Source organism: Marivirga tractuosa, assembly GCF_042140215.1.
Taxonomy (GTDB): domain Bacteria; phylum Bacteroidota; class Bacteroidia; order Cytophagales; family Cyclobacteriaceae; genus Marivirga; species Marivirga tractuosa_A.
Map to the genome: position 1 here is coordinate 1,506,942 of NZ_CP159478.1, position 22,362 is coordinate 1,529,303.

Here is a 22,362-nt window from a genome sequence, read left to right on the forward strand (position 1 = left end):
TAAAACGTTAAATTATTTTTTGCCGATAGGGGGTAAATTCACTTTGAATTCGAAATTAAATAACCTTCCAATAAAAGGGGAGGCGGTGAACTCTCTAAATTCTGCATCAAATAAATTAGTAACCTGACCTGATACGGTAAATTTATCATTGATTCTATAACCTAAACTCACATCAACGTTCACAAAACCTCCCAATGGTCCATAATTCCAGGTATCCGTACTTCTTGCATCCTCTACAATAGGAGTGCCTCTATAAGTTAAGTCTTGTGTTTTAGCAGCAATTTGGAAACTTGAGAAGTAATCATATTCCTCAACCCATCTAGTAAAAACAGTTCCGAAGAATTTACTACCTGAATAATTTAAGCCAAATCCTGCTCTGTTATTAGGTGAGTTTACTAATACATCTAGTTTGTTTACTACTCCATCATTATTGAAATCATTCTCCATATTATCCTCATCCACATAATAATCAAAGAAAGAGTAATTGAAATTCAAGCTTAAACTATTATTTAAAGCATAATTCAACCCTAAATCAAAACCATAAGTGTCCACTTCTCCAAAATTTATATAAGTGGCAACTAAACCACCATAAGCACCATAACCTGATTGTACTTCTTCTATAGGAGTGTCTCCTCTTTCTGTAGTTACACCAACAACTGTTACAGGGCTTAAGAAATCTTTAGACATATTATAAAAAGCATTGGCATCCAAATAGAGCTTTTTTGTGACTTTTCCTTTATAACCTAATTCAATTGTTTGAATCTGCTCTACTCTTTGTGGCTCTACCATACTTCCATCTGCTAAAGTAAAGCCTTCAGCATTTCCTAAAATTAAACCACTGAATAAATTTCCATACATATTTAAAATGGTAGGCGCTGCAATTCCTTTACTATAAGTTAATCTTGCTGCACCATTTTTGAATGATTTTACAATACCTCCTTTAGGCACAAAATTGAATTCATATATTTGGTGATAATCCCCTCTTGCAGCACCCGTTAATTTAAATCCATTTCCCAATTTGTAATCTAGTTGAGTATAAAAACCTATTTGGTTTATGGTTATAAAATCATTTTCATCTTCATCCAAAAGGTAAGTTCCGTGACTATTGGCCATATCTCTCTGAAATTGTGATCCTACCACTACATCTAAATCACCAATGCTATTGTTATTCTGTATTTCAGCGTTTATTCTTCTGGAATCATCTACGAATAAAGCTCCAGTTTCATAAGAGAAATCTCCTCTTGCTTCACCATCACTTAATCCTGCATCAATACCACTGTAGTATCGCTTTGTTCTGTCATCTATAGAATATGTAGAATCTGTTTTACTGGTAGTGTAATATGCTTGGGCAAACCATTTATCAGATATAAATTTTAAAGTGTAATGGTTAATTCGCCAATCTTTGATCTGATTTCTTCCTACATTAGTGGGCGCTAAATAAGTACTGTTGCTTCCGCCCCATGTAGCCACTAATTCAGCATTATCGCTTACTTCGTAGACTAGTGAAGCATTTCCTTTCAGAAATTCGAAGTCATTATCCAATTCTAATTCCTCTTCAGCTGATCTATAAGTGTTTCCTTCACTATCGACTCTATTTACATAAACCGAATCAGCAAATTCAAATTCTGTACCTCTTGTATATTCTCCTGATACTCTGAAAGATAACTTATCATTTATTTTTTGAGCATGTCTCAACCTTCCTGTAAACATATTTTGATTTCCTGCGCCCAATGCAAATGTTGTTCCTTCCGATGTTCTTGGATCCTTCATAATAGTGTTGACCAGTCCATTATGAGCATTTGGTCCATAAAGAGCAGCATTTGGCCCTAAAATTACCTCAACTCTGTCTATATCTTCTTTAGTGAATGTTGAAAGGGGCCTAAAGGCAAGCCAGTAGCAATTAAAGTAGCAAATCTCCCGTCATTTACTTGAAGGTTTTTAGCATTAAAGTTGCTATTAAAACCCCTGATATTCACACCAGTTCCAATTACTCCTGATCGTACGAATTCAACTCCTTTTACTCTGGATAAAAGCTCGCCAGCATTAAAGGAAGGTAATTCGTTTATCTCTCTTGAGTCAATTACCTGAATAGTAGCAGGTGTTTCTGTGATTTTTTCAGCTCTTCTTGTTCCGGATACTACCACTTGGTCTGATAAATAAACCAATGATGGTGTCAATGTAATTGTTCCTAAATCAGTAGAGCCACTAACTGTTTTTTTGATGGTCTCAAATCCTATAAAACTGAACACTAAAGTTGGGTTTGAACGAGAAGTTTTTAATTCAAATGTCCCATCGGTTCTGGTAGAAACTCCTTCTTGAGTCCCTTCAATCATAACGTTTACTCCTGGGAGTGGATCATTGCTTTCTCCATCCATTACTTTACCTGTAATGGTTTGTTGCGCATAACTAATATTTGCCCAGAAAAGGCAAATACTAATACCAATTGTAATTATCGTTTTCATAGTAGTCGTATATTAAGTGGTTTAATTGTTTTTTAAAAAGTTTTTCATGATTTCGTTTACTTGCTCAGGCTGATCAAAATGTACAAAATGACCTGCCTTGGGTATCATTTTCAATTCACTGTTTGGAATCTTTTTAGTCGCTGTTTCGCCCAATGATTGGGTAGTCAAATCCTTATGTAAATAGGTGTTAGGGATTAAGCGGTCTTCTTGGCCATAGCAGATCAATGTAGGTTGTTCAATTTCTCCTAATTGATCGAAAACAGGTTCATTTAACATGCCCATTACGCCTTCCGCCACTACATAGCTATAGTCCATGAATTGGTTGTCGGATTTAATTTTCATCCTGTCATCATACATGAATTCTGCTCTTTCATCCATTTCATAAAAATTCAATGAAAGATTAATGCGGTATTGTTCATCAGATATATTCGCTATACTTTCCGGAGTGGTGGAGTTTTTGAATATTGCTCTTTCCTGAGCTGTAAAGGTTTCAATGCCAGCAGGTGCCATCAGCATTAATGATTTTACTTTTTCAGGTCTATCCAATGCCATCTTCAAAGCTATTTGCCCTCCCATGGAATGCCCAGCAAGGTGAAAAGAGGAAATGTTTAATGCTTCCATTAACTCAAAAAGATATTGAGCATGAAAACTCATGTCAGCCTTGTATTCCCCTTTTGAAGATTTGCCATATCCGATTAAATCTACTGCTATGCACCTATAGGATTTCGATAACTCACTGATGTTATACTTCCATGCTGGTGCATAACTTGCTAATCCGTGAATGAATAGGATAGGCTCACCTTCACCAATATCAGCATAGGCTATTTCCTTATTATCCGAGAGCTTCACCTTGTTCATCTCATAAGGATATTCAAGCCCTTCAAATTTTTCTTGACTATGTGCTTTATTAGTAGTCAAACCCATAACTATCATTATTAGAAGAATAATACCAGTTGTAGTATTCTGTTTGCTGTAAAAATAATGTATTCCCATTTCTCATTATTGTAAAATTAACTTTGCTATAAATTACTTTTGCTAATCTATGAAAGCTTATATCAAACCAAATGAAGAATATTATTAAATGAGGGTTGACTTTTTAAGGTGTAGAATTTTAAAAAGTCTTATTAGTAATAAATAGGATGGTTATTTTAATTATTGCAGGGTGCGACTATTAGATTTTAGAATAACTCAGGTATGACTTTTTGTGTGTCTGTCAGCAATTCATTAACTGCTTTGCTCCTGTTGCTGATCTTGTCATATATTTTTAGGAAGCTTTTTGAGAATTCTCTTAATGCATGGAGTTCAATTTTTTCACTTTTGTAAGATGCTGCAAAGTAGTACCATTCTAAAGTGGCAACTGAACTGATTTTTTGCAAATACTTTTCTTCTCTTTCCAATAATTTAAATTTATTGATGTATTGCAAAATTTTTCTGTAGTGCCCTTTAAGAAATAAAGCCCTGAAATAAACAGTAAAGAAAAAATGCCATCGGTGCTCCAATAATTCCTTTTTATAAGCAGAAAGAAAAATTTCAGCGTGTGTGATAGCCTTATTCAATTCCTCAGAATCAGTAAGGCAACGAACATATGATGCCACAAAACTAACTCTATGGTGAAAATTTGGGCTATTCTTTGCTTGAGGAAAAGCTGTTTTCATTAAGCTAAGTGCTTCTTGTGTTTTTCCTTTTTTTAGTAATACTGTATTGAGGTTATTGACATAATGCAAAAAGTCACTGTTTTCAACTCGAATGGATAAATAGCCATATTTTTCAGCCAAATCTAATTGATTGGCTTTACTATGAAAGAGTAGGCGGTTTCCATAATAGTTGATTAAGATCCTTTTACTGTAGAAATTTCCTGATTCCAATAAGGGTTCCACTTCCTCAAAAAGATTTTCCATCTTTTCTTGTTGATTGTAATTGTAGTAAAGAAAGATAAGACGTACTAAAGCATAATAGCGGTTCATTCCATCCATCATGGGGTCACGGAAAATGGTTAACAACCAGCTTTCCCATTGCTTAGAATCTTTATCATTGAAAGTATATTGATTAGTGATATCGAAGGTGGCTTCCTGAATTCTTCCATATACCAATCGGCATTGGTCGTAATTGTTTTTGTAGCGATTTACAAAGTTAACGGCTTCATTATATTCTTTATGGCGCATCCTTACTAATAAGTAATTCAAAAGATGCATTGCCAACTCAAATCGCTTCATGAAGTAGTAATGCGAGGTATCCGTATTTTTTATGATGCTCAAAAGTATCTGTTCATCTTCAGTGCTAATGGCATCATTCATCAATTTCTTTTCTAGCTCAATCAGTAGGTCAAATTCTTTGTCCACATCCGCATTATTCAAATTTTCGCTGATCCACTGAATCATGCGAGAATACTTCCTTTTGTCAATGTGTGTGGAAAAATCTGGTTGGGGAGTTACACCTGCAACTTTCTCATGCGTTTGCTTGAGGATTACTAAATTTTCCGGATCAGCAAATTGCTGTTTGTTTAATAGATAGGTAGTTTCATGAGGCAAAAGCCCCATTATAAATTCATTAAATTTTTTAAGTTTTTGTTTTTTCAAAAGGCTAGTGGACTATTGTTAAATCTTTACTCTTCAGCTATGAAAATTAAGTTATTTTAAAGGTTAAATCAAAATTACTGATTTTTTATTCTTCAATACATTAGTCTGATACTATCCTCCCTGAAAGTGTTTTCACCTTCAGTTTCCGAGCGATAAGGTTAGCCTTCATGGTAGTAGTTTGGGTGAAAACACCCAAACGGGGGAGTGGGTTAGCAGAGCAACTTCCTATTAATCTTCCCAGTGTCATTCTTTGGAAGCTCTTCCAATACCTCAAAATGCTTAGGCACTTTATATTTAGCTAAATGCTTGATGCAATAAGCCGTTATATCAGACACTTCTTTCCTTCCATTTTTAAAGACCACAAATGCTTTCCCAACTTCTCCCCATTTTTCATGCGGAACGCCAATTACGCAGACTTCCTTAATTTCAGGATGTTTTAAGATACATTTTTCTACTTCAGCTGGATAAACATTTTCTCCACCTGAAATAAACATGTTTTTAATTCTATCTACCACATACAAATAACCATCTTCATCCTCCTTTAAAATATCACCTGTTTTAAACCAACCATCTACTATAGCTTTTTCAGTTTCTTTAGGGTTTTTCCAATAGCCAGAAGTTACGATTGGTCCTTTAATCCAAAGCTCTCCTTTTTCTTGGGTCCTGCTTCCACGCCATTTTCATCCATTAATTTTGTGTCCACATAAAAGTTAGGGAAACCAATCGATCCTCTTTTACGAATAGCATCTTCTGCCTCCAAAGAGGTGATATTTGGGCCACATTCTGTTAATCCATATCCTTGTCGAATAGGTACGCCTTGCTCATTCCATTGCTCAATTAGTGGAATGGGCAAGGCTTCACCACCTACTATCATAAAGCGTAATTTACCGAAATCTGTCTTTTTAAAATTTTCACTTTCACTCAGCATTCTCACCATAGTGGGCACTAACATACCTATACTAACTTGTTCATTTTCTAAAGCATACAGAACTTTTTCAGAATCAAATTTTGGCATCATAATGAGCGTTCCACCAAAATGTAGGATAGGTGCAGTCAATACATTCCAACCTCCTGTGTGAAAAGGAGGCATTACATTTAAATAAATATCATCCGAAGTGATTTTTAACCTGATTGCAGTATTGATACTGTTCCATAACATCATACCATGCGTGTAAATAGCGCCTTTTGGTTGCCCAGTTGTGCCGGATGTGTACAGGATAAATGCAGGATGGGTCTCCTCTAAAGGTTTTGAAGTATATTCAGCTTTTTGTTCTTTAGCGGCTATTTTTAGCCATTCTTCATATTGAGCAAATGCTATAACTTTCTCATTAATTAATTGCGGAACATTATTTAACAGGCTTCTATATTCTTCCGCTACTATAATCAAGCTTGGATCTGAATTTTGAACCAAAAAGGCAATTTCGCTTGCACTTAATCTATAATTAATCGGGACTAAGATGATTCCCATTTTTTGAGCTACGCCTAATAAAGCTACATATTCTGCATCGAAATCTGCCAGGATCAGCAGCCTATCACCTTTCGTTAAATTGAAATCCTTTTCAAATATATGCGACAAGGCATTGGCTGCATGATTCAATGATTTGTAATCATACCCTAAGCCGCTGTCAATATTTTTAACCGCTAGTTTGTTAGGGCTATAAGTACTCCATTTTTCGAACCAATCACATTTCATCTTTTGCTTGTTTTGGTAATACAAAATAAAATATTAATCCGATAACTGTTGAGCAAATAATGGCAATGGCTGATGATATTGCTGGATTTTTCACTTCTCCTTTCATATAAGGGGTTAAACCTCCATAATATATGCTAAAATAAACTATTAAAGCTGTGAAAGCAGCAATGTAAACCGCATTTGGGTTTGTCCTTTGAAGAAACATTCCGAATAGAACGGGTATAAATGCACATGAAAAATAAGCATAAACTCCATTTTGGGCAAATATAGCCACGCTCATATTCGGGTTTATCAATTGCTGATAGGAAAAAACAAAAGAAACCACAGCCAATAGAATGATGACTAATTTATTCACCAACATTCCGGTTTTAGGTTTGCTTAATTTTTCCCTTATGCTCATCGGGCTGATTTTCAATAAAATATCTGAAGTGATAGTAGTACTTAAACTTTGAATTAAGCCTTCCAAAGTAGACATTCCTGCTGAGATCAATCCAAAAATTATCACAATACTGATATAGACAGGAAATTTACTTACCACATAAGTGGAAATCAATCCGTCCGGTGCAATAGGACTTCCATCAGCCATTAAATTAGGAAATTCAATTCTGGCATATAAACCTGCTATTACCACTAAGAAAAATAGAAATTGCACTATGGAACCTACTATTAAATAGCGGTTTACATCACTTTCTTTCTTTAAGAGTAATGATTTAGTCAAGATATGAGGCTGACAAACAATGGCAATTCCCACCACCATCTGGCAAAAAATGATTTCAAAATAATCTCTGAAAATAGGGCTCTCAGGATTTAAAGGTTTGGTCAGTAAGGGATCAATAGTATTCAGTTTTTCCATAAAACCATTGATTCCCTCTTCCAAATATTCATAACCTGAACCTATTAGGATTATAGCTACTATCAACATAGAAAGGGCTTGAATTGCATTAGTGTAAACCATAGAATTAGCCCCGCCAAACATCATATAGCCGAAAATGAATACCACCACACCTGTTAAAACCCATACGGCATCTACATCCAAAGCCTTGGATAAAACCTGGCTTATTCCCACGCAAATCAGAACTATAAAAGTGATGAGAAGCAAAGAAAGGAAAGCAAAAAATAAAGAAAGACCTTTACTTTGATAGCGGTTTCCCATCCATTGTGCCATGGTGAGTGCGGAGACTTTACTACCAAATTTCCTGAATCCTTTGGTTAATAGAATAAGTGAAAAAACGGCAGCTATTGGCAAAGCCAAACCATAAGAAATAAAAGCGCTAATGCCATAAGTCCCAATCAAGCCAGGATTGATGATAAAAGTAGCTGCACTGGTCATGGAAGCAGCCAAGGATAAACCCACAAAAGCTGGTGAAAAGGAAATGCTGCCCACAGCATAGTCATTCATGTTTTGGGTTTGCTTAAAACCTTTAAAAACCAGATAAATAACTGCTATGGCATAGACTGAAAGTAAAATCGTTGTAGCTGTCGCCACTGGAATCATCCCTATTAAAAAGTTTATGTTATACACAGAATATAATTTTAAATTCTAAAAGCAGCACCAGCAAAGGATAATCCCCCACCAGAGCCAATTAAAAATATGATATCACCCTTATTAACTTCACCATTTCGAAAAGACTCATCAATTGCCATAGGGATAGCTGCTGAACCTGTATAGCCATATTTATGCATGATGTATTTAGCTTTGTCTTTTTCCAAGCCTAAATTATCCAACATTTCATAAATAGCATTGATATTAATCTGAGTCATAAAGAATTTGCTTACATCTTCTATCTTGATACCAGCTTCTTTTGCCATTCTATGGCTCATTTCTGTCCACATGGTAGGGTTCAATTCTTTTGGGAATTTTTTAACAAATTGAAGTTGATGTTTCCCGCTGTCCACCACTTTATGATTAACAGGACAGCCAGTTCCTCCAGCATAAATTCCCATCCAATCGTGATATTGTCCTTGCGTAAATTGATGGGCATTTAAAAAACCTCTATCGGTATTTTCTTCAGCACTTAAGATTACTGCCCCAGCACCATCTGCAAAGAGCGTCACTGTTTTTTTATCTGCTTTATTTAGAAACTTGCTCATGGCATAAGCGCCAATTACCAAAATGTTTCGGTATTGCTTATCTGCTATGATGTATTTTGCTGCGGTATCTATAGCGGTGACAAATCCTGCACAGGCAGTATTCAAATCAAATGTTCCTGCTCCTTTAGCGTCCAATCTATGCTGTAAAATTGAGGCAGTAGCAGGGGAAATGTATTCTGGTGTGTCAGTGGAAATAATGATTTGATCTAATTCATCAGCTCTTATTCCGGCACTTTCCAATGCTTTTAGTGCGGCTTGTTCACATAAATCAATGGTAGATTCATCCTCATCGCACCAATATCTCTGCTCTATGGTTAAATTTTCACGAAGCCAGGTATCTACATCTTCTCCTAAAAGCTCATTGAAATATTCATTTTTCAAGAGTCTTTTAGGGAAATAAGATCCAGTTCCGCTTATAACTGCATTTCTCATAATTTTTAATGGCTAGTTAAGTGATTTTGGAAATGATTCAATATTAAATGGTGACCGCACCGTCAACACTGAGTGTGGCGCCACTGATAAAAGATGCTTCCTCAGATGCTAAAAATGCATAAGCATTGGCAATTTCTTCTGGCTCACCTAATCTGCCCAAAGGCGTTTTCCCTTCCAACATATTGATTACTTTTTCAGGAATACTCTTGACCATTTCCGTGGCAATAAATCCTGGTGCTATTGCATTTACCGTAATGCCTTTTCTACCCAATTCCTTTGCCCATGTTTTGGTCATGCCTATTACCCCAGCTTTGGTGGCTACATAATTAGTTTGACCAAAGTTACCATAAATCCCCACAACCGATGAAGCATTAACAATACGACCATACCCTTGCTCCACCATAAAAGGGGAGATGGCTTTGGTGCAATAGAAAACCCCGTTAAGATTTACATCCAATACTTTTTGCCATTGCTCAATTGTCATTTTGGATAAGGTTGCATCTTGCGTAATACCCGCATTATTGATCAAAATATCAATTTTTCCGTAATCTTGATGAGTTTGTTGGGCGGCTTTTTCAACTTGCTCAAAAGAAGTAGTATCTACTTGATAGAATTTGGTGTTATTGCCTAATTCTTGAGCAGTTTGCTCGCCTTTTTCTTTTACTATGTCCCAAATGGCTACTTGAGCACCTTCAGCTATAAATTTTTGAGCGGTAGCTTTTCCTATGCCATTGGCGCCACCAGTAATTACCGCAACTTTATCTTTTAGTCTTTCCATAAATATCCTTTGATTTTAGGAAAGCAAATTGGGTAATTAAGGCTTATAGCTCAATGTATGAGTTTAAATTAGAGGGGTTGACTATTTGCAGATAGTGGAAATGATTCCTGCTTTTATTTTTTTTAATCGAACAACTTATATGTTAGCTTATTTCAACTCATAGATACTTTCAGGTGAAAAACACCTGAAAGAGGAGGTGGTTAATTTGTTGTGTATCAGTACTATCTTCCCATGTTTATGCAACCATTTATAGAAAAATCAAACATTATTCTTTACCACAAAAGTGAAAAAAGAAAACAATAGGTTTTTCGCTTTAGCGAAAAACTCGTTAAGAAATCTCCTTAATTTAATAGCGTTGAAGGGGAGGGGAGTACATACACCCATCTCACCATGTTTAGGTGTTTTCACCTAAACAACTACTATTTTAGCTTAATTTGTCTCACAGATACTTTAAGGTAAAAACACCTGAAAGGGGGGCGAACATGACATAACAACTTAAATAAACTATTTAAAGAGGGGTTGACTATTTAATTTCTTTAGATGTTTTATCAACTGAAAATATTTTTCTTTCAAAACCTGAGGATGAAAGCCTTTCATAAACATTCGATAAATTTTCAGGTTTGCCATGTTCACCTGCCAATAGCTATTGTCTTCATATTTTCTGGCAGACACCAACACTGATTTAGGGATGATGCCGAATTTATACTTCTTCCATAGTTTTTTTATCAGCTCGAAATCCTCCATCACCACATATTCTTCATTGAAGCCATTATTCTGATCAAAAACCGATTTTTTAATAAATAGAGTTTGATCGCCACCTCTACACCAAAGCACTTTAAAGCGGGTGAAAAATGAATTTACAGCCAGAAAGGGATGATTTGAATCGAATTTGAATCTATAACAACCAAAATCATATCCCTTTTGAAGGAAATTAATTATATCTGTCGCAAAAGTTTTAGGTGGCTTTGCATCTGCATGAACAAAATATAAAATATCACCCGTAGCTATTTTTGCTCCTTCATTCATTTGGTGTGCCCTACAAGTTTGTTCGCAGCAGATTACCTGAGCTCCAATATCTTTAGCAATTGCAGTGGTTTCATCCTTGCTTTCCGCATCACAAACGATGATTTCGGCTATGTGTTCTTGTCCATTTTGCTTTAAAAACTGGAGTAGTTCCCCAATATTTTCCGCTTCATTGAGTGTCGGAATAATGACAGTTATTTTATTATTGTAGCTTTCTGGCATCTGTAATTTAGAATAATGCGTATTTATATTTACATAACTTACGAAATAACAATAATGAAAAGATTTAGCCTTACACTATTTAGTTTTTATTTACTTTTTGTCGGCTTTAATAGCTTTGGACAAAGCAAAATTAAAAATGAACCCAATGAATTTGTCCGATTAAGCATGAATTTGATAGCAACAGTTAAAAATAAAGCGGATTACCAGAAATATGTGAATGAATATAAAGCCTTGCCATTAGATGAATTAGCTAATTCATTAGATACAGATAATAAAACCAAAGCATTCTGGATTAATACCTATAATGCTTATGTGCAAATACTTTTAACAGAAGATCCATCCCTTTTTGAAGACAGAGGTGCTTTTTTTAAGGGCGATTTAATTAATGTAGGAGGGGAGTTGTTAAGTTTAGATTTTATAGAACATGGAATTATAAGAGGTTCAGTGGTGAAATTATCCATGGGTTTTATAAAAGATCCCTTCGCAAGCAAATTAGAAAAGCAATTTAGAGTGGAGGAAACAGACGGTAGAATTCATTTCGCTGTTAATTGTGGAGCTACTTCATGTCCTTATGTGGCAGTTTATAGTGCCTATGAATTAGACAAAGAGTTGGATCAAATTACCAAACAGTTTCTACAAAGAACTACAGAATATGATGAAAGTGAAGATGAAGTTTATGTGACTACACTTTTCAGTTGGTTTAAAGGAGATTTCTCAGATCGAGGAGGTGTAATTGGATATTTAATAAAATATGATTGCATCCCCAAAGATGCTGATCCAGATGTAAATTATAAAGAGTACGATTGGACTTTGGAATTGGGAAATTTTACGGAATTGGAATAAGTGGTTTATTGTAGATAATATAGTTTAATTGTTTATGGTTTAAAATTCCCTCAATCAGATTTTGGTTGGGGGTTTTTAAAAAGCCTCATTAAAAGCAATATAGAAACCATTGCTATCTTTCCCCACAGCATAATCCAGCCTAACATTAATGTGTTTTTTAGTATCGAAAGTAAATCTTAAGCCTGCTCCACCAGCATAATTCCATCGGTTCATGCCGTAATCTCCCCAGGTTTCGGCTGTTTGTCCAAACGAACCAAATGCGGCCACCCCAATTCTCCAAAAAAGCTCTTGTCTTACTTCCAATTGCCCTAACAATAAATTATTGTCTTGGAAATAGCCTTGAAAATAACCTCTCATTTTTTTGTTTCCTCCTAATTGAGCTAGTCGGTTGAAAGGAACATCACCAACATTTGACCATGAAAAAGCATTAGCTGCCAAAACGGTTTTATCAGCAGGAGAATAATAATAAGCATAATCAAAAGAGAGGGCGGTGTAATTATGAGTACTACCAGTGTATTGGTGGTTGAATTCAACAAAGCTTTCTAAATAATGCCCTTTCCTTGGGTAATAAACTCCATCTCGGGTGTCATAAATCATGGCTGGCCCTAATCCACTCGTTCTATTGTAAGTTCCACCAGAAAAATCTTCCTGTTGGAAATCTCCAGTATTATCCCACTCAATAATATCATAATTCTCAAACCAATAGCGCCCGCCAACAAATAAATTAGGAGCAGTTTCTTTTAATAAAAACACCCTAACTCTAGGGAAACTTGCTCTGTAAGTAGAAAACACATCTTGCTGACCATTATTACCAATCCCATAAAATGGGTAGGCATAATTATAATAGCCTAATTCACCTATACTTCTCCACTTATTTTGATCCCAAAAAATCTGAAAAGGCAAAAATATTAAGGTTTGTTGTTTGGTAGTATAGCCGGCTGCCAATTGAATTTGACTTGCATTAATTGGTTTTTTTCTATTCGTAAAGAAATTATATAAAATACTCGCACCATAAAATAAGCCTGCTTCAGGAGTATAATAAACTACTGGTAGGGGGAAGAGAGAGTTTTTATCAGTTTCATAAAGTGCAGTGTCTAAATCAACTGTTTTTTTATCGATATTATCCTGAGAATATGATAATTCTGGCGCAGATATGCTAATAGTAATAGCGGCTAAAAATAATAATATATAGTTTTTAAAGGATTGTTCCATGAATATTGAAAATGATAAAATTATATTTTGTAATCATTTAAATTATAGATTATTTTCAGTTCAGTTTTGATTGATTTTATTCAATTCGAAATATAATGAGAAATTATGGAAGGAAGTAACTACTTCATATTCATTAATTTTTTTTGCTAAGATGAAAAACAACATATTACTCATACTTTTAATTGCTTTTTGCTTTAAACTTTCTGCTCAAAATTCAGAGGTAGATAGTCTATTAAATGTAGCTGCAAAAGCCAATGATAGTACAAAAATAGAAGCTTATCTTGATTTAGCGGTTGCTTACCGTGCATTAGAACCTGATGTAGCTTTGAAATACGCAAATAATGCATTGAAAATAGCGGAGCGTAATGAAAATTATTCAGGAAAAGCATCGGCATTACATATTTTGGGTGCTATTTATACTGTATTAGGTGATTATGAAAAAGCAACTTCTAATCTATTAGAATCATTAAGAAATTATGAGTTGCTAGGAGATTCTAAAGGGGTAGCGAATTCATCCAATAGTTTAGGGATTTTATATTTCAACCAGGAAGATTATGCAAGTGCAAAAAGCTACTACATTAAGGCCTTATCCTTAATTGACTCTTCTGAATATGCAATGAGTACTGCAGTTTATAAACTGAATATAGGAGAGGTTTATCAAGCTACGGGTGAAAATAAGGAGGCTTTAGAATTAGAAAAGGAAGCCTATAAAATTTTTGATCAGTTGGGTGATGTTAATGGAATGGCTTATGCTTTAGGTATTCAAGGTAAAATATATCATCAGCAGGGAAATCAAGACAAAGCAATTAGCCTGACTAAACAAGCTTTAGATTATTTAATAGAAGACCAAGATTATTTAGGGGCAGTAGAATATTTAAATTTTTTGGTAAAACTTTATTTAAAAACGGATGATTTGTTGGCAGCGGAAGAAAATGCCCTCACAGCATTAGAGATTGCACGACAAATCAATTCCTTAAAATGGAAAATCAAATCATTTGAAAATATTTCCAAAATCTTTTATCAAAAAGGGCTTTATAAAACTGCTTATCAATACAAAGATTCAGCTTATATTTTTGAAAACCAGCTAATGGATGAGGAAAAACAAAAGCAAATAGCCAACCTTAGAATAATATATGAGTCAGAACAAAAAGAGCAAGAAAATGAAATTTTAAGAATAGATAAAGAACTAAAACAAAAGCAAATATCTCAACAGCGTATTCTTAATGTTGCGATTGGAAGTGTTTTAGTTGTTATAATAGTTTTTGCCATCATTACTTTTAGAGCCAAAAATCAAAAGCAAAAGGCCAATAACCAACTTAAAATCCAAAATGAGGAGATACGCCAACAAAGAGAAGAAATAGAAACTCAGGCGGAAAGATTGAAAAACATTAACACAGATGTGATCAGAAAAAATCAGTTGATTGAAGAGAAAAATAAAAATATTACTGATAGTATTAATTATGCAAAAAGAATACAAACAGCCTTACTACCATTTCCACAAAGAATTAGAAAAGAATTAGAAGACTTTTTCATTTATTATAATCCTAAAGATATCGTAAGTGGTGATTTTTATTGGTATAGCGAATCAGGAGACAAGGTAGTAGTCGCTGTAGCAGATTGTACAGGACATGGAATACCGGGTGCTTTTATGAGTTTTATTGGTCATGATATGTTAAACCATATTGTAAATTTTAAAGGTGTTACTAAACCAGCTGAAATATTAAAGCAGCTTAAATTAAGTGTGATCCATATCTTAAGGCAAGAACAAAGTGATAATAGGGACGGGATGGATATCTCACTTTGTATATGGGATAAAAAGCAAAACAAAGTTCAATTTTCAGGAGCAAATCATTCCTTGATTTACATTCAAAATAAACAGCTCCGGCAGATCAAGGGAAATAAAACTACTATGGGCCTTGATGAAGGGAAAAACATTAAAGACTTTGATACCCATGAAATTAATCTGGTAGGAGATACTAGTTTCTATTTATTTTCAGATGGCTATGTTGACCAATTTGGAGGCGAACAGGATAAGAAGTTTATGATCAAAAATTTTAGAGAATTACTATCCACTATTCATATGAAAAAGATGGAAACGCAAGGTATCATCATTAGAGAAACCATAGAAGATTGGATGGGAGATAGAGAACAAGTTGATGATATGCTAGTCTGGGGTTTTAGGATTTTTAATTGATTAATTAAGTTCTTCTAGACAATAAGAAGTGTTGAATTTCAAAAATCCATGATTTTAAAGCTAAATTTCGATTTGTAATGCATTGAAAATAAGTGTTTTAAAAGCTATCTTACTTTTTTCTATGCTTAACTGATTCATCCTATTATTTTTGCACCATGACAGAGCAAATTATTATTCTTGATTTTGGGTCTCAATATACCCAACTCATTGCCCGAAGAGTTCGAGAACTCAACGTTTATTGTGAAATCCACCCTTTTTATGATGCCCCTGATCTAACCCCTGATGTTAAAGGAGTTATTCTTTCTGGAAGCCCGTGTTCGGTAAGGGATGAAGATTCTCCTAAAATTGATTTGACCAAATACAGAGGTAAGGTGCCTTTATTGGGAGTGTGTTATGGCGCACAATATTTGGCTCAGAATAATGGAGGTGAAGTTTTACCTTCTGAAATAAGAGAATATGGCCGGGCTAAGCTAACTAGCTTTGACCAAGATAATGATTTGCTTAAAAATTTAACCAAGGGTTCTCAGGTTTGGATGTCCCATGGAGACACCATCAAAACCTTACCTGAAGGTTTTAAAATTATAGCCAGTACTCCTTCTGTTGAAGTAGCTGCTTTTGAATTAGAAAATGAACCTACTTATGGAATTCAATTTCATCCTGAAGTAACACATACTTTAGAAGGGAAACAATTATTAGAAAATTTCTTAGTGAAAATTTGTGGCTGTGCCCAAGACTGGACTTCCGAAATTTTTGCTGACATTACCATAGCTGAATTAAAAGAGCAATTAGGAAATGATAAAGTAGTTTTGGGGCTATCTGGAGGTGTTGATTCTTCAGTTGCCGCTATGCTAATTCATCATGCAATTGGTAAAAATCTTTATTGTATTTTTGTAGATAACGGCTTACTCAGAAAGAATGAATTTGAAGAAGTTTTGGAGTCCTACAAACATATGGGCTTGAATGTAAAGGGTGTTGATGCAAAAGATCAATTTTACAAAGCATTAGCAGGAATTTCAGATCCAGAGGGCAAAAGAAAAGCCATTGGCAAAACTTTTATTGAAGTATTCGATCAAGAAGCGAAAGCTATAAAAGATGTGAAATGGTTAGCTCAAGGAACCATTTATCCAGATATAATTGAATCAGTTTCAGTAAAAGGGCCATCTGCAACCATTAAATCACACCACAATGTGGGGGGATTACCGGAAAAAATGGATTTAAAGGTGGTAGAGCCACTTAAAACACTATTTAAAGATGGAGTACGTTCAGTAGGAAGGGCTTTAGAAATAGACCATAAGATATTGGGCAGACATCCATTCCCTGGCCCTGGTTTAGCGATCAGGATTTTGGGTGATGTAACACCTGAAAAAGTGCAAATCATTCAAGATGTCGACTCCATTTTTATAGGAATGATGAAAGAAAGAGGGCTTTATGACCAAGTTTGGCAAGCTGGATCTATTCTTTTACCAATTCAATCCGTAGGAGTAATGGGAGATGAAAGAACTTATGAACGAGTGGTGGCTTTGAGAGCTGTTGCAAGTGTTGATGGAATGACTGCAGATTGGGTACATTTGCCTTATGATTTCTTAAGTGATGTTTCAAACGAAATTATAAATAAAGTAAAAGGTGTAAATAGAGTAGTTTATGACATCAGCTCCAAGCCACCTGCTACTATTGAATGGGAATAAGGCTTGAGTTTAAGATTGATGCTTAATTAATATTTTAATAAACATACTATGAGATTAAAACCAATAGTCATCTTTGGAGTGATTTTTATTTTAAGTGCTTTTCAATTAGAGGCACAAATAAATTATCAATCAGAGTATTTGTCTGGTAAGAATTACTTTAAAGCTGGTGATTATCAGAGAGCTCAAAATCATTTCAAGAATTTATTGGATACAAATGAAGACAATCCTTTCTATTTGTACGGGTCTTATTTCTATGGTATTTCCGCATATGAAACAGGGAATAAAACTAGAGCATTAGAAGTATTATCTAAAATTAGAACAACCCACCCTGAATGGGATAAAATAGAGGAGGTAAACCTTTGGTATGGTAAAATGCTAATGCAAGAAGGAAAGCTGATGGAAGGCCTTAATGTATTGAATAGCACAGAAAAAGGAGAGTTAGAATCGATAGCTAAGGAAATCAAAAAAGCAACCTTACCAGCATACGATAGCATCCCTCTATTGCAAAAAGCCATGGAATTGAATCCTTACGATGAGGTTTTAGCAAAGTATTTAGCTATCAAGATCAATCAGCAACCAATGGTAGATAGGCAAGTTGAGTTAATGGAATTTTTAATTGACTCTTTCGATTTAAATCGAGCTAGTTTCGACTTTGTTGACAAAAGTGTAACTGAAAAAAAGGACACCTATAGAGTGGCGGTCATGTTACCTTTTATGGCGGAAGGTTTATCTACATCCAAAGGAAATAAAGGGAACCAATTTGTTTTAGACATTTATCAAGGAATTTTAACAGCAGTAGATGAACTAAATCAAAAAGAAAAAAGGATAGAACTTTTTGCTTACGATACCGATCGGGATAGTTTAAAAACAGCGAAAATTTTGGATAGTGAAGAGTTATTAGAAATGGATATGATAATAGGGCCTCTATATCCTGTCCCTGCTAGTATGGTGAGGGAGTATTCATATAAACATAAAATCAATATGGTAAACCCCTTATCTACCAATTCTGAAACCATTGCTACTAACCCATATTCATTTTTAATGAAATCTACACCAGAAACTCGTGCTAAAACAGCTGCAAGGTTTGCAATTGAAAATATGGAAAATAAGAATGCCACTATATTTTATGGAAGCAAACCTCAAGATTCGATTTTTGCTTATACTTATAAAAGAGTATTAGAGGCTGATTCATTCAATATTACTTGGATGGCTGCTTCAAAATCAGCCACCTCTAGTTCGGAAATTTTAAGGACTTTAACAGAAGTTTATGACAAGGACACATTGAGTAATGTTGGCAAAGTTTACATAAGCAATACAGTTAAAGTTAGGGTGGGGGAAGATGATTCTCTTGTATTATCTAGAGACACTTTAGGTCATATTATGGTAGCTTCTTCTGATAACCTTTTGGTTTCAAATGTTTTAAGTGGTCTGGATACCAGAAGAGATAGTATTCCTATTATTGGTTATGATGAATGGTTGGATTTTAATCAAATTTCATTCGATCAATTACAGCGTATGGGCGTAATTATGATAGGTCAAAATTATTTTGATTTTAGTTCACATCAAGTAGCGGAATTTAAAGAAAATTACAGAAAAAAATATAACAAATTGCCTTCACAATATAGTTATGATGGGTATGAAACCATGTGGTTTTTTGGTGAACAACTTATTGAATTTGGTAATTATTTTCAATATGGATTGTACAATGAGGGTTTTCAGGCAGGCCATCTTTACTTTGGTTTCGATTACACCAATGCTAATGATAATCAGTTTGTACCTATCATGAAAATGGAAGATTTGGAATTGAGGATGTTGAATTATGAGAAAATTGAGGAAAAGCCATCAGAGTTTACCGACTAATTAAAGAATTTTAAAAATCATATTATTTATGCTGGACAAGTCCAAAAGCAAATCATTATTTTCAAAAGCACAAAATTTTATTCCGGGTGGAGTTAATTCACCAGTTAGGGCATTTAAAGCCGTAGGCGGAGATCCTATTTTTGTAAAGAGTGCAAAAGGAGCTTATATGTACGATGAGGACGATAACCGATATATTGACCTTATCAATTCTTGGGGGCCTATGATTTTAGGTCATGGAAATGAAGCCATAGAAGCAGCTGTTGCTGATGCCTTAAAAAACTCACTTTCCTTTGGTGCACCTACTTCAAAAGAGATTGAAATAGCAGAATTGATTACCCATATGGTTCCTTCTATTGAAAAGGTGCGAATGGTAAATTCTGGTACAGAAGCTACCATGTCTGCAGTTAGGCTTGCAAGAGGATATACGGGTAGAGATAAAATGTTAAAATTTGAAGGTTGTTATCATGGGCATGGTGATAGTTTCCTGATAGCAGCAGGTAGTGGAGCTGCAACCATGGGAACACCAAATTCACCAGGCGTTACAAAAGGAACTGCAAAGGATACCCTAACAGCCCCTTTTAATGATTTAGAGGCAGTCAAAAATATAGTAGCGCAAAATAAAAGTGAAATTGCCGCTCTAATAGTTGAACCTGTAGCTGGGAATATGGGCTGCGTAATTCCAAAAGAGGGATATCTTCAGGGGCTTCGAGAAATTTGTGATCAAGAGGGAATAGTGCTGATTTTTGATGAAGTGATGACAGGATTCAGATTATCAAAAGCTGGTGCACAAGGTATATTTGGAGTAAAACCAGATATTACTACACTTGGAAAAATAATTGGTGGTGGTATGCCCGTTGGAGCTTATGGTGGGAAAAAAGAAATCATGGATTATGTGTCGCCTCAAGGTTCAGTATATCAGGCTGGTACACTCTCAGGAAATCCTATTGCTATGTCAGCTGGATTAATGATGCTTCATTACTTAAATGACCATGACGAGGTTTATGAGCAAATTGGGGCGTCAGGTCAATATTTGGCAAAAGAATTGGCCAAAGTAAATACTGCTTTGGGTAAAAACTATACTATTAACCAATTAGGGTCAATGATAAGCATTTTCTTTACAGATCAAGCAGTAAATGATTTTGAGGGTGCAAAAAGTTGTGATACCGAAATGTTCGGAAAGTATTTTCAGGGCATGTTAAATGAAGGAGTTTATTTACCACCAGCACAATTTGAATCTTGGTTTTTATCTACCTCTTTATCGGCTGAAGATTTAGATCATATTGTAAAGTCGCACGAAAAAGTTTTGAAAAACTTGGTAGCTTAGGTGATTTCTGAGAAATTATTTACTATTTTTCCTTAATTTGTTAAGGATTTTTCTCATTTAGGGACTACATTTATTGTAGTCCTAATTAATTATTATATTTACAGCTGTAAAAAATAGAATTATAGTGAAGATAGTAAGACTCATACTCATCATATTGATTTCATATAGTTTCGTATTCACTGCGGATGCTCAGTTCAGAAGAAGATCTGAAAATAAAACAGTGACTTACGAGGAAATGTATAACGATCCTTATGATATCAATAAATTATTTATTGGTATAACACCTGCTTATGGTGACATACATGTAACCAATATCACTTCAGGTTTTGGCTTAGACGCTACTTATTATTTAAAAGATAAGATGCATTTCAAAGCACATGCAAGAACTCCTTATTTTATAGGGAGTGATTTTGCGAGGAATTCTGCTCAGAAGAATGGATTTGATCCTCAATCAAGATCCAGAACTTATTTCTTTGCTGAAGCTAGTGCCTCCTACCATATTTGGGATAAAGAGCAAGAGTCCGAAAGTTTAATTCCACTATATTCCAAAAACTATCAAGGAGCAGAGTGGGCAGCTAAAGTGCCTAAAAGAGCTCCTATACCTAATAAAAGAAGAGAAATATTATTTGCTCGACTAGGTGGCGTTTATTATGAAACTACTTCGGAGCTTAGTAGAGCAATTGCCTCTCAAGGAGTGGTAGTCAATCCAGTGGGTGAAACTGAAGAATCTCCCAATTCTATAACTGGGGAGAATGAAGAGGCTGTTTTTGGTAATGTTCTAGGAGCTGGAGTCTCAGTTGGTGGAGGATTTACATGGATTAAAAATTTCGCAGCAAAACCAGATAAAACTTATGAAGAATTAGTTGATGATCATGTGTTCTCAACTTTTATGGATTTGTTTATTTTCCCAATGGTAAATGTTGAAAATTTCTTTCACCAGCCAACAGGAGCTACTCAGTTTTTTGAATATGATGCCTCTACCATCAATACTTTCTTGTTTGGTGGAAGAATTGGTATAGATGGTCATTTTAACCGAACTCTTGGTTGGGGATATGGAGCTGAAATTGGCGTTAGACCAGGTCTGGAAAAAAGAGGTTTCTATGGCCTTTTAAAGATTACATTCCCAATGTATGGTACAAAATTAGATTATAATGTAGAGGCTTTTGGTAGATAAACAATTCAAGCTTTAGAATACATTTAAGTTGCAAAACTTAAATGTATTGTTCATCACATATGTAGTAGCATTTCTAATGCTCTATTTTTATTTGATATTTACCCAAAAGACCAGCAAGGCCGTCCACAGAAAATTTAGCATTCTTTAATTTGTTCTTCTCTGGATCTAAATTGTAATTATTGGCATTTCGGAAATCTGCTTTTTGCAAATCACAATTTTCAAAAATGGCTCCTGATAAATCTGATTGTTGAAATTGTGAATCACGAAGGTCACATTCGCCAAAGTCAACATCAATAAGTTTAGAATTGATGAATTTTGTTTTTGGGAGTTGAAGTTGGAAAAATATGGAATGGTTAAGCTGACAATTTTCAAAGCTTAAGGATAAACCAAAGCTATTGCATTCATCAAAATGAACTCCTAATATTTTACAACCTTTAAATTCAATGGTTTGTAAAGAGGTATTATTCATTTTTACTGAACTTAGATTACACTCTTCAAATTCGCAATCAATAAATTTAAAACCAGATAAATTGCTGTTTTGAAAATTACAGCCAATGAATTTACAGCTATCATATTCCCCTAATTCAATAGGGTTTTGTATAAAATCTTGATTTATAAATGATTCTTCAATTATTATTTCTTCCACTTGATGTCATTTGTTTTTTCATTGTGCAAATTATCATTTTAATCTTTTTTGAAAGCGTTTGGTGCTGCTTTTTGCAATTCACATGACATATATCATCTAATTCGTAACTTTTGTTACGCCTCCATGAATGTTCCTACATTAATTTTG

The 22,362-nt window shown here is 34.7% G+C and carries 18 protein-coding genes; 6 read left to right on the forward strand and 12 right to left on the reverse strand.

Annotated features, from left to right (window positions below; translation table 11 throughout):
- Window positions 1-12: 12 nt before the first annotated feature.
- The 10 genes from ABWH96_RS06920 to ABWH96_RS06965 form a co-directional block, all read right to left on the reverse strand.
- Complete coding sequence (locus ABWH96_RS06920; RefSeq protein WP_375580742.1) at window positions 13-1,770, reverse strand: TonB-dependent receptor plug domain-containing protein; 1,758 nt, start codon at window positions 1,768-1,770, stop codon at window positions 13-15.
- 77 nt (window positions 1,771-1,847) lie between these two features.
- Entirely contained in the window at window positions 1,848-2,462 is a 615-nt protein-coding gene (locus ABWH96_RS06925) for a carboxypeptidase-like regulatory domain-containing protein (protein ID WP_375580743.1), read from the reverse strand.
- A 21-nt stretch (window positions 2,463-2,483) separates the two neighbouring features.
- Window positions 2,484-3,455 (reverse strand): alpha/beta fold hydrolase, encoded by a 972-nt coding sequence (locus tag ABWH96_RS06930; RefSeq protein WP_375580744.1) that lies wholly within the window; start codon window positions 3,453-3,455, stop codon window positions 2,484-2,486.
- A 185-nt stretch (window positions 3,456-3,640) separates the two neighbouring features.
- Complete coding sequence (locus tag ABWH96_RS06935) at window positions 3,641-5,038, reverse strand: hypothetical protein (protein ID WP_375580745.1); 1,398 nt, start codon at window positions 5,036-5,038, stop codon at window positions 3,641-3,643.
- Between the two features lie 209 nt (window positions 5,039-5,247).
- Window positions 5,248-5,532, reverse strand: a complete 285-nt coding sequence (locus tag ABWH96_RS06940; protein WP_375580746.1) for a hypothetical protein — start codon at window positions 5,530-5,532, stop codon at window positions 5,248-5,250.
- A gap of 125 nt (window positions 5,533-5,657) precedes the next feature.
- On the reverse strand, window positions 5,658-6,731 hold the full coding sequence (locus ABWH96_RS06945; RefSeq protein ID WP_375580747.1) for an AMP-binding protein: 1,074 nt from the start codon (window positions 6,729-6,731) through the stop codon (window positions 5,658-5,660).
- Window positions 6,721-8,253 (reverse strand): sodium/pantothenate symporter, encoded by a 1,533-nt coding sequence (locus ABWH96_RS06950; protein WP_375580748.1) that lies wholly within the window; start codon window positions 8,251-8,253, stop codon window positions 6,721-6,723. Before ABWH96_RS06950 ends, ABWH96_RS06945 begins: the two co-directional genes overlap by 11 nt.
- Before the next feature lie 11 nt (window positions 8,254-8,264).
- Complete coding sequence (locus ABWH96_RS06955) at window positions 8,265-9,254, reverse strand: 3-oxoacyl-ACP synthase III family protein (protein WP_375580749.1); 990 nt, start codon at window positions 9,252-9,254, stop codon at window positions 8,265-8,267.
- 43 nt (window positions 9,255-9,297) lie between these two features.
- On the reverse strand, window positions 9,298-10,032 hold the full coding sequence (gene fabG, locus ABWH96_RS06960; protein WP_375580750.1) for a 3-oxoacyl-ACP reductase FabG: 735 nt from the start codon (window positions 10,030-10,032) through the stop codon (window positions 9,298-9,300).
- A 504-nt stretch (window positions 10,033-10,536) separates the two neighbouring features.
- Window positions 10,537-11,277, reverse strand: coding sequence for a TIGR04283 family arsenosugar biosynthesis glycosyltransferase (locus ABWH96_RS06965; protein ID WP_375580751.1), 741 nt, complete (start codon window positions 11,275-11,277; stop codon window positions 10,537-10,539).
- Between the two features lie 54 nt (window positions 11,278-11,331).
- Between ABWH96_RS06965 and ABWH96_RS06970 the strand changes: the two genes are divergently transcribed.
- Entirely contained in the window at window positions 11,332-12,120 is a 789-nt protein-coding gene (locus ABWH96_RS06970; protein ID WP_375580752.1) for a DUF547 domain-containing protein, read from the forward strand.
- 75 nt (window positions 12,121-12,195) lie between these two features.
- Here ABWH96_RS06970 and ABWH96_RS06975 read toward each other — a convergent pair whose 3' ends face one another.
- Window positions 12,196-13,332, reverse strand: coding sequence for a BamA/TamA family outer membrane protein (locus ABWH96_RS06975; RefSeq protein WP_375580753.1), 1,137 nt, complete (start codon window positions 13,330-13,332; stop codon window positions 12,196-12,198).
- Window positions 13,333-13,483: 151 nt separating this feature from the next.
- Between ABWH96_RS06975 and ABWH96_RS06980 the strand changes: the two genes are divergently transcribed.
- The 5 genes from ABWH96_RS06980 (at window position 13,484) to ABWH96_RS07000 (ending at window position 21,569) form a co-directional block, all read left to right on the forward strand.
- A complete protein-coding gene (locus ABWH96_RS06980; RefSeq protein WP_375580754.1) occupies window positions 13,484-15,526 on the forward strand; it encodes a tetratricopeptide repeat protein in 2,043 nt (680 codons plus the stop codon).
- A 155-nt stretch (window positions 15,527-15,681) separates the two neighbouring features.
- Window positions 15,682-17,211 carry a glutamine-hydrolyzing GMP synthase gene (gene guaA / locus ABWH96_RS06985; protein WP_375580755.1) on the forward strand — a complete coding sequence of 510 codons (1,530 nt, stop codon included), beginning with the start codon at window positions 15,682-15,684 and terminating at the stop codon, window positions 17,209-17,211.
- 48 nt (window positions 17,212-17,259) lie between these two features.
- The gene (locus ABWH96_RS06990; protein ID WP_375580756.1) at window positions 17,260-19,071 is read left to right on the forward strand and encodes a hypothetical protein; all 1,812 of its coding nucleotides are present in this window, start codon (window positions 17,260-17,262) and stop codon (window positions 19,069-19,071) included.
- A 28-nt stretch (window positions 19,072-19,099) separates the two neighbouring features.
- A complete protein-coding gene (hemL, locus tag ABWH96_RS06995; protein ID WP_375580757.1) occupies window positions 19,100-20,395 on the forward strand; it encodes a glutamate-1-semialdehyde 2,1-aminomutase in 1,296 nt (431 codons plus the stop codon).
- 124 nt (window positions 20,396-20,519) lie between these two features.
- Window positions 20,520-21,569: a hypothetical protein gene (locus ABWH96_RS07000; protein ID WP_375580758.1), complete on the forward strand. Its 1,050-nt coding sequence runs from the start codon at window positions 20,520-20,522 to the stop codon at window positions 21,567-21,569.
- Between the two features lie 73 nt (window positions 21,570-21,642).
- On the opposite strand, the gene ABWH96_RS07005 is transcribed toward ABWH96_RS07000, so the two are convergent.
- Window positions 21,643-22,215 (reverse strand): pentapeptide repeat-containing protein, encoded by a 573-nt coding sequence (locus tag ABWH96_RS07005; protein WP_375580759.1) that lies wholly within the window; start codon window positions 22,213-22,215, stop codon window positions 21,643-21,645.
- Window positions 22,216-22,362 lie beyond the last annotated feature (147 nt).

Coding starts and splice junctions, on each gene's coding strand:
- ABWH96_RS06955 (WP_375580749.1), bottom strand. CDS start 9,254: ATGAGAAATGCAGTTATAAGCGGAACTGGATCTTATTTCCCTAAAAGA.
- ABWH96_RS06920 (WP_375580742.1), bottom strand. CDS start 1,770: ATGAAGGATCCAAGAACATCGGAAGGAACAACATTTGCATTGGGCGCA.
- guaA (WP_375580755.1), top strand. CDS start 15,682: ATGACAGAGCAAATTATTATTCTTGATTTTGGGTCTCAATATACCCAA.
- ABWH96_RS06945 (WP_375580747.1), bottom strand. CDS start 6,731: ATGAAATGTGATTGGTTCGAAAAATGGAGTACTTATAGCCCTAACAAA.
- ABWH96_RS06925 (WP_375580743.1), bottom strand. CDS start 2,462: ATGAAAACGATAATTACAATTGGTATTAGTATTTGCCTTTTCTGGGCA.
- ABWH96_RS06970 (WP_375580752.1), top strand. CDS start 11,332: ATGAAAAGATTTAGCCTTACACTATTTAGTTTTTATTTACTTTTTGTC.
- ABWH96_RS06965 (WP_375580751.1), bottom strand. CDS start 11,277: ATGCCAGAAAGCTACAATAATAAAATAACTGTCATTATTCCGACACTC.
- ABWH96_RS06940 (WP_375580746.1), bottom strand. CDS start 5,532: ATGTTTATTTCAGGTGGAGAAAATGTTTATCCAGCTGAAGTAGAAAAA.
- ABWH96_RS06930 (WP_375580744.1), bottom strand. CDS start 3,455: ATGGGAATACATTATTTTTACAGCAAACAGAATACTACAACTGGTATT.
- hemL (WP_375580757.1), top strand. CDS start 19,100: ATGCTGGACAAGTCCAAAAGCAAATCATTATTTTCAAAAGCACAAAAT.
- ABWH96_RS06980 (WP_375580754.1), top strand. CDS start 13,484: ATGAAAAACAACATATTACTCATACTTTTAATTGCTTTTTGCTTTAAA.
- ABWH96_RS06990 (WP_375580756.1), top strand. CDS start 17,260: ATGAGATTAAAACCAATAGTCATCTTTGGAGTGATTTTTATTTTAAGT.
- fabG (WP_375580750.1), bottom strand. CDS start 10,032: ATGGAAAGACTAAAAGATAAAGTTGCGGTAATTACTGGTGGCGCCAAT.
- ABWH96_RS06975 (WP_375580753.1), bottom strand. CDS start 13,332: ATGGAACAATCCTTTAAAAACTATATATTATTATTTTTAGCCGCTATT.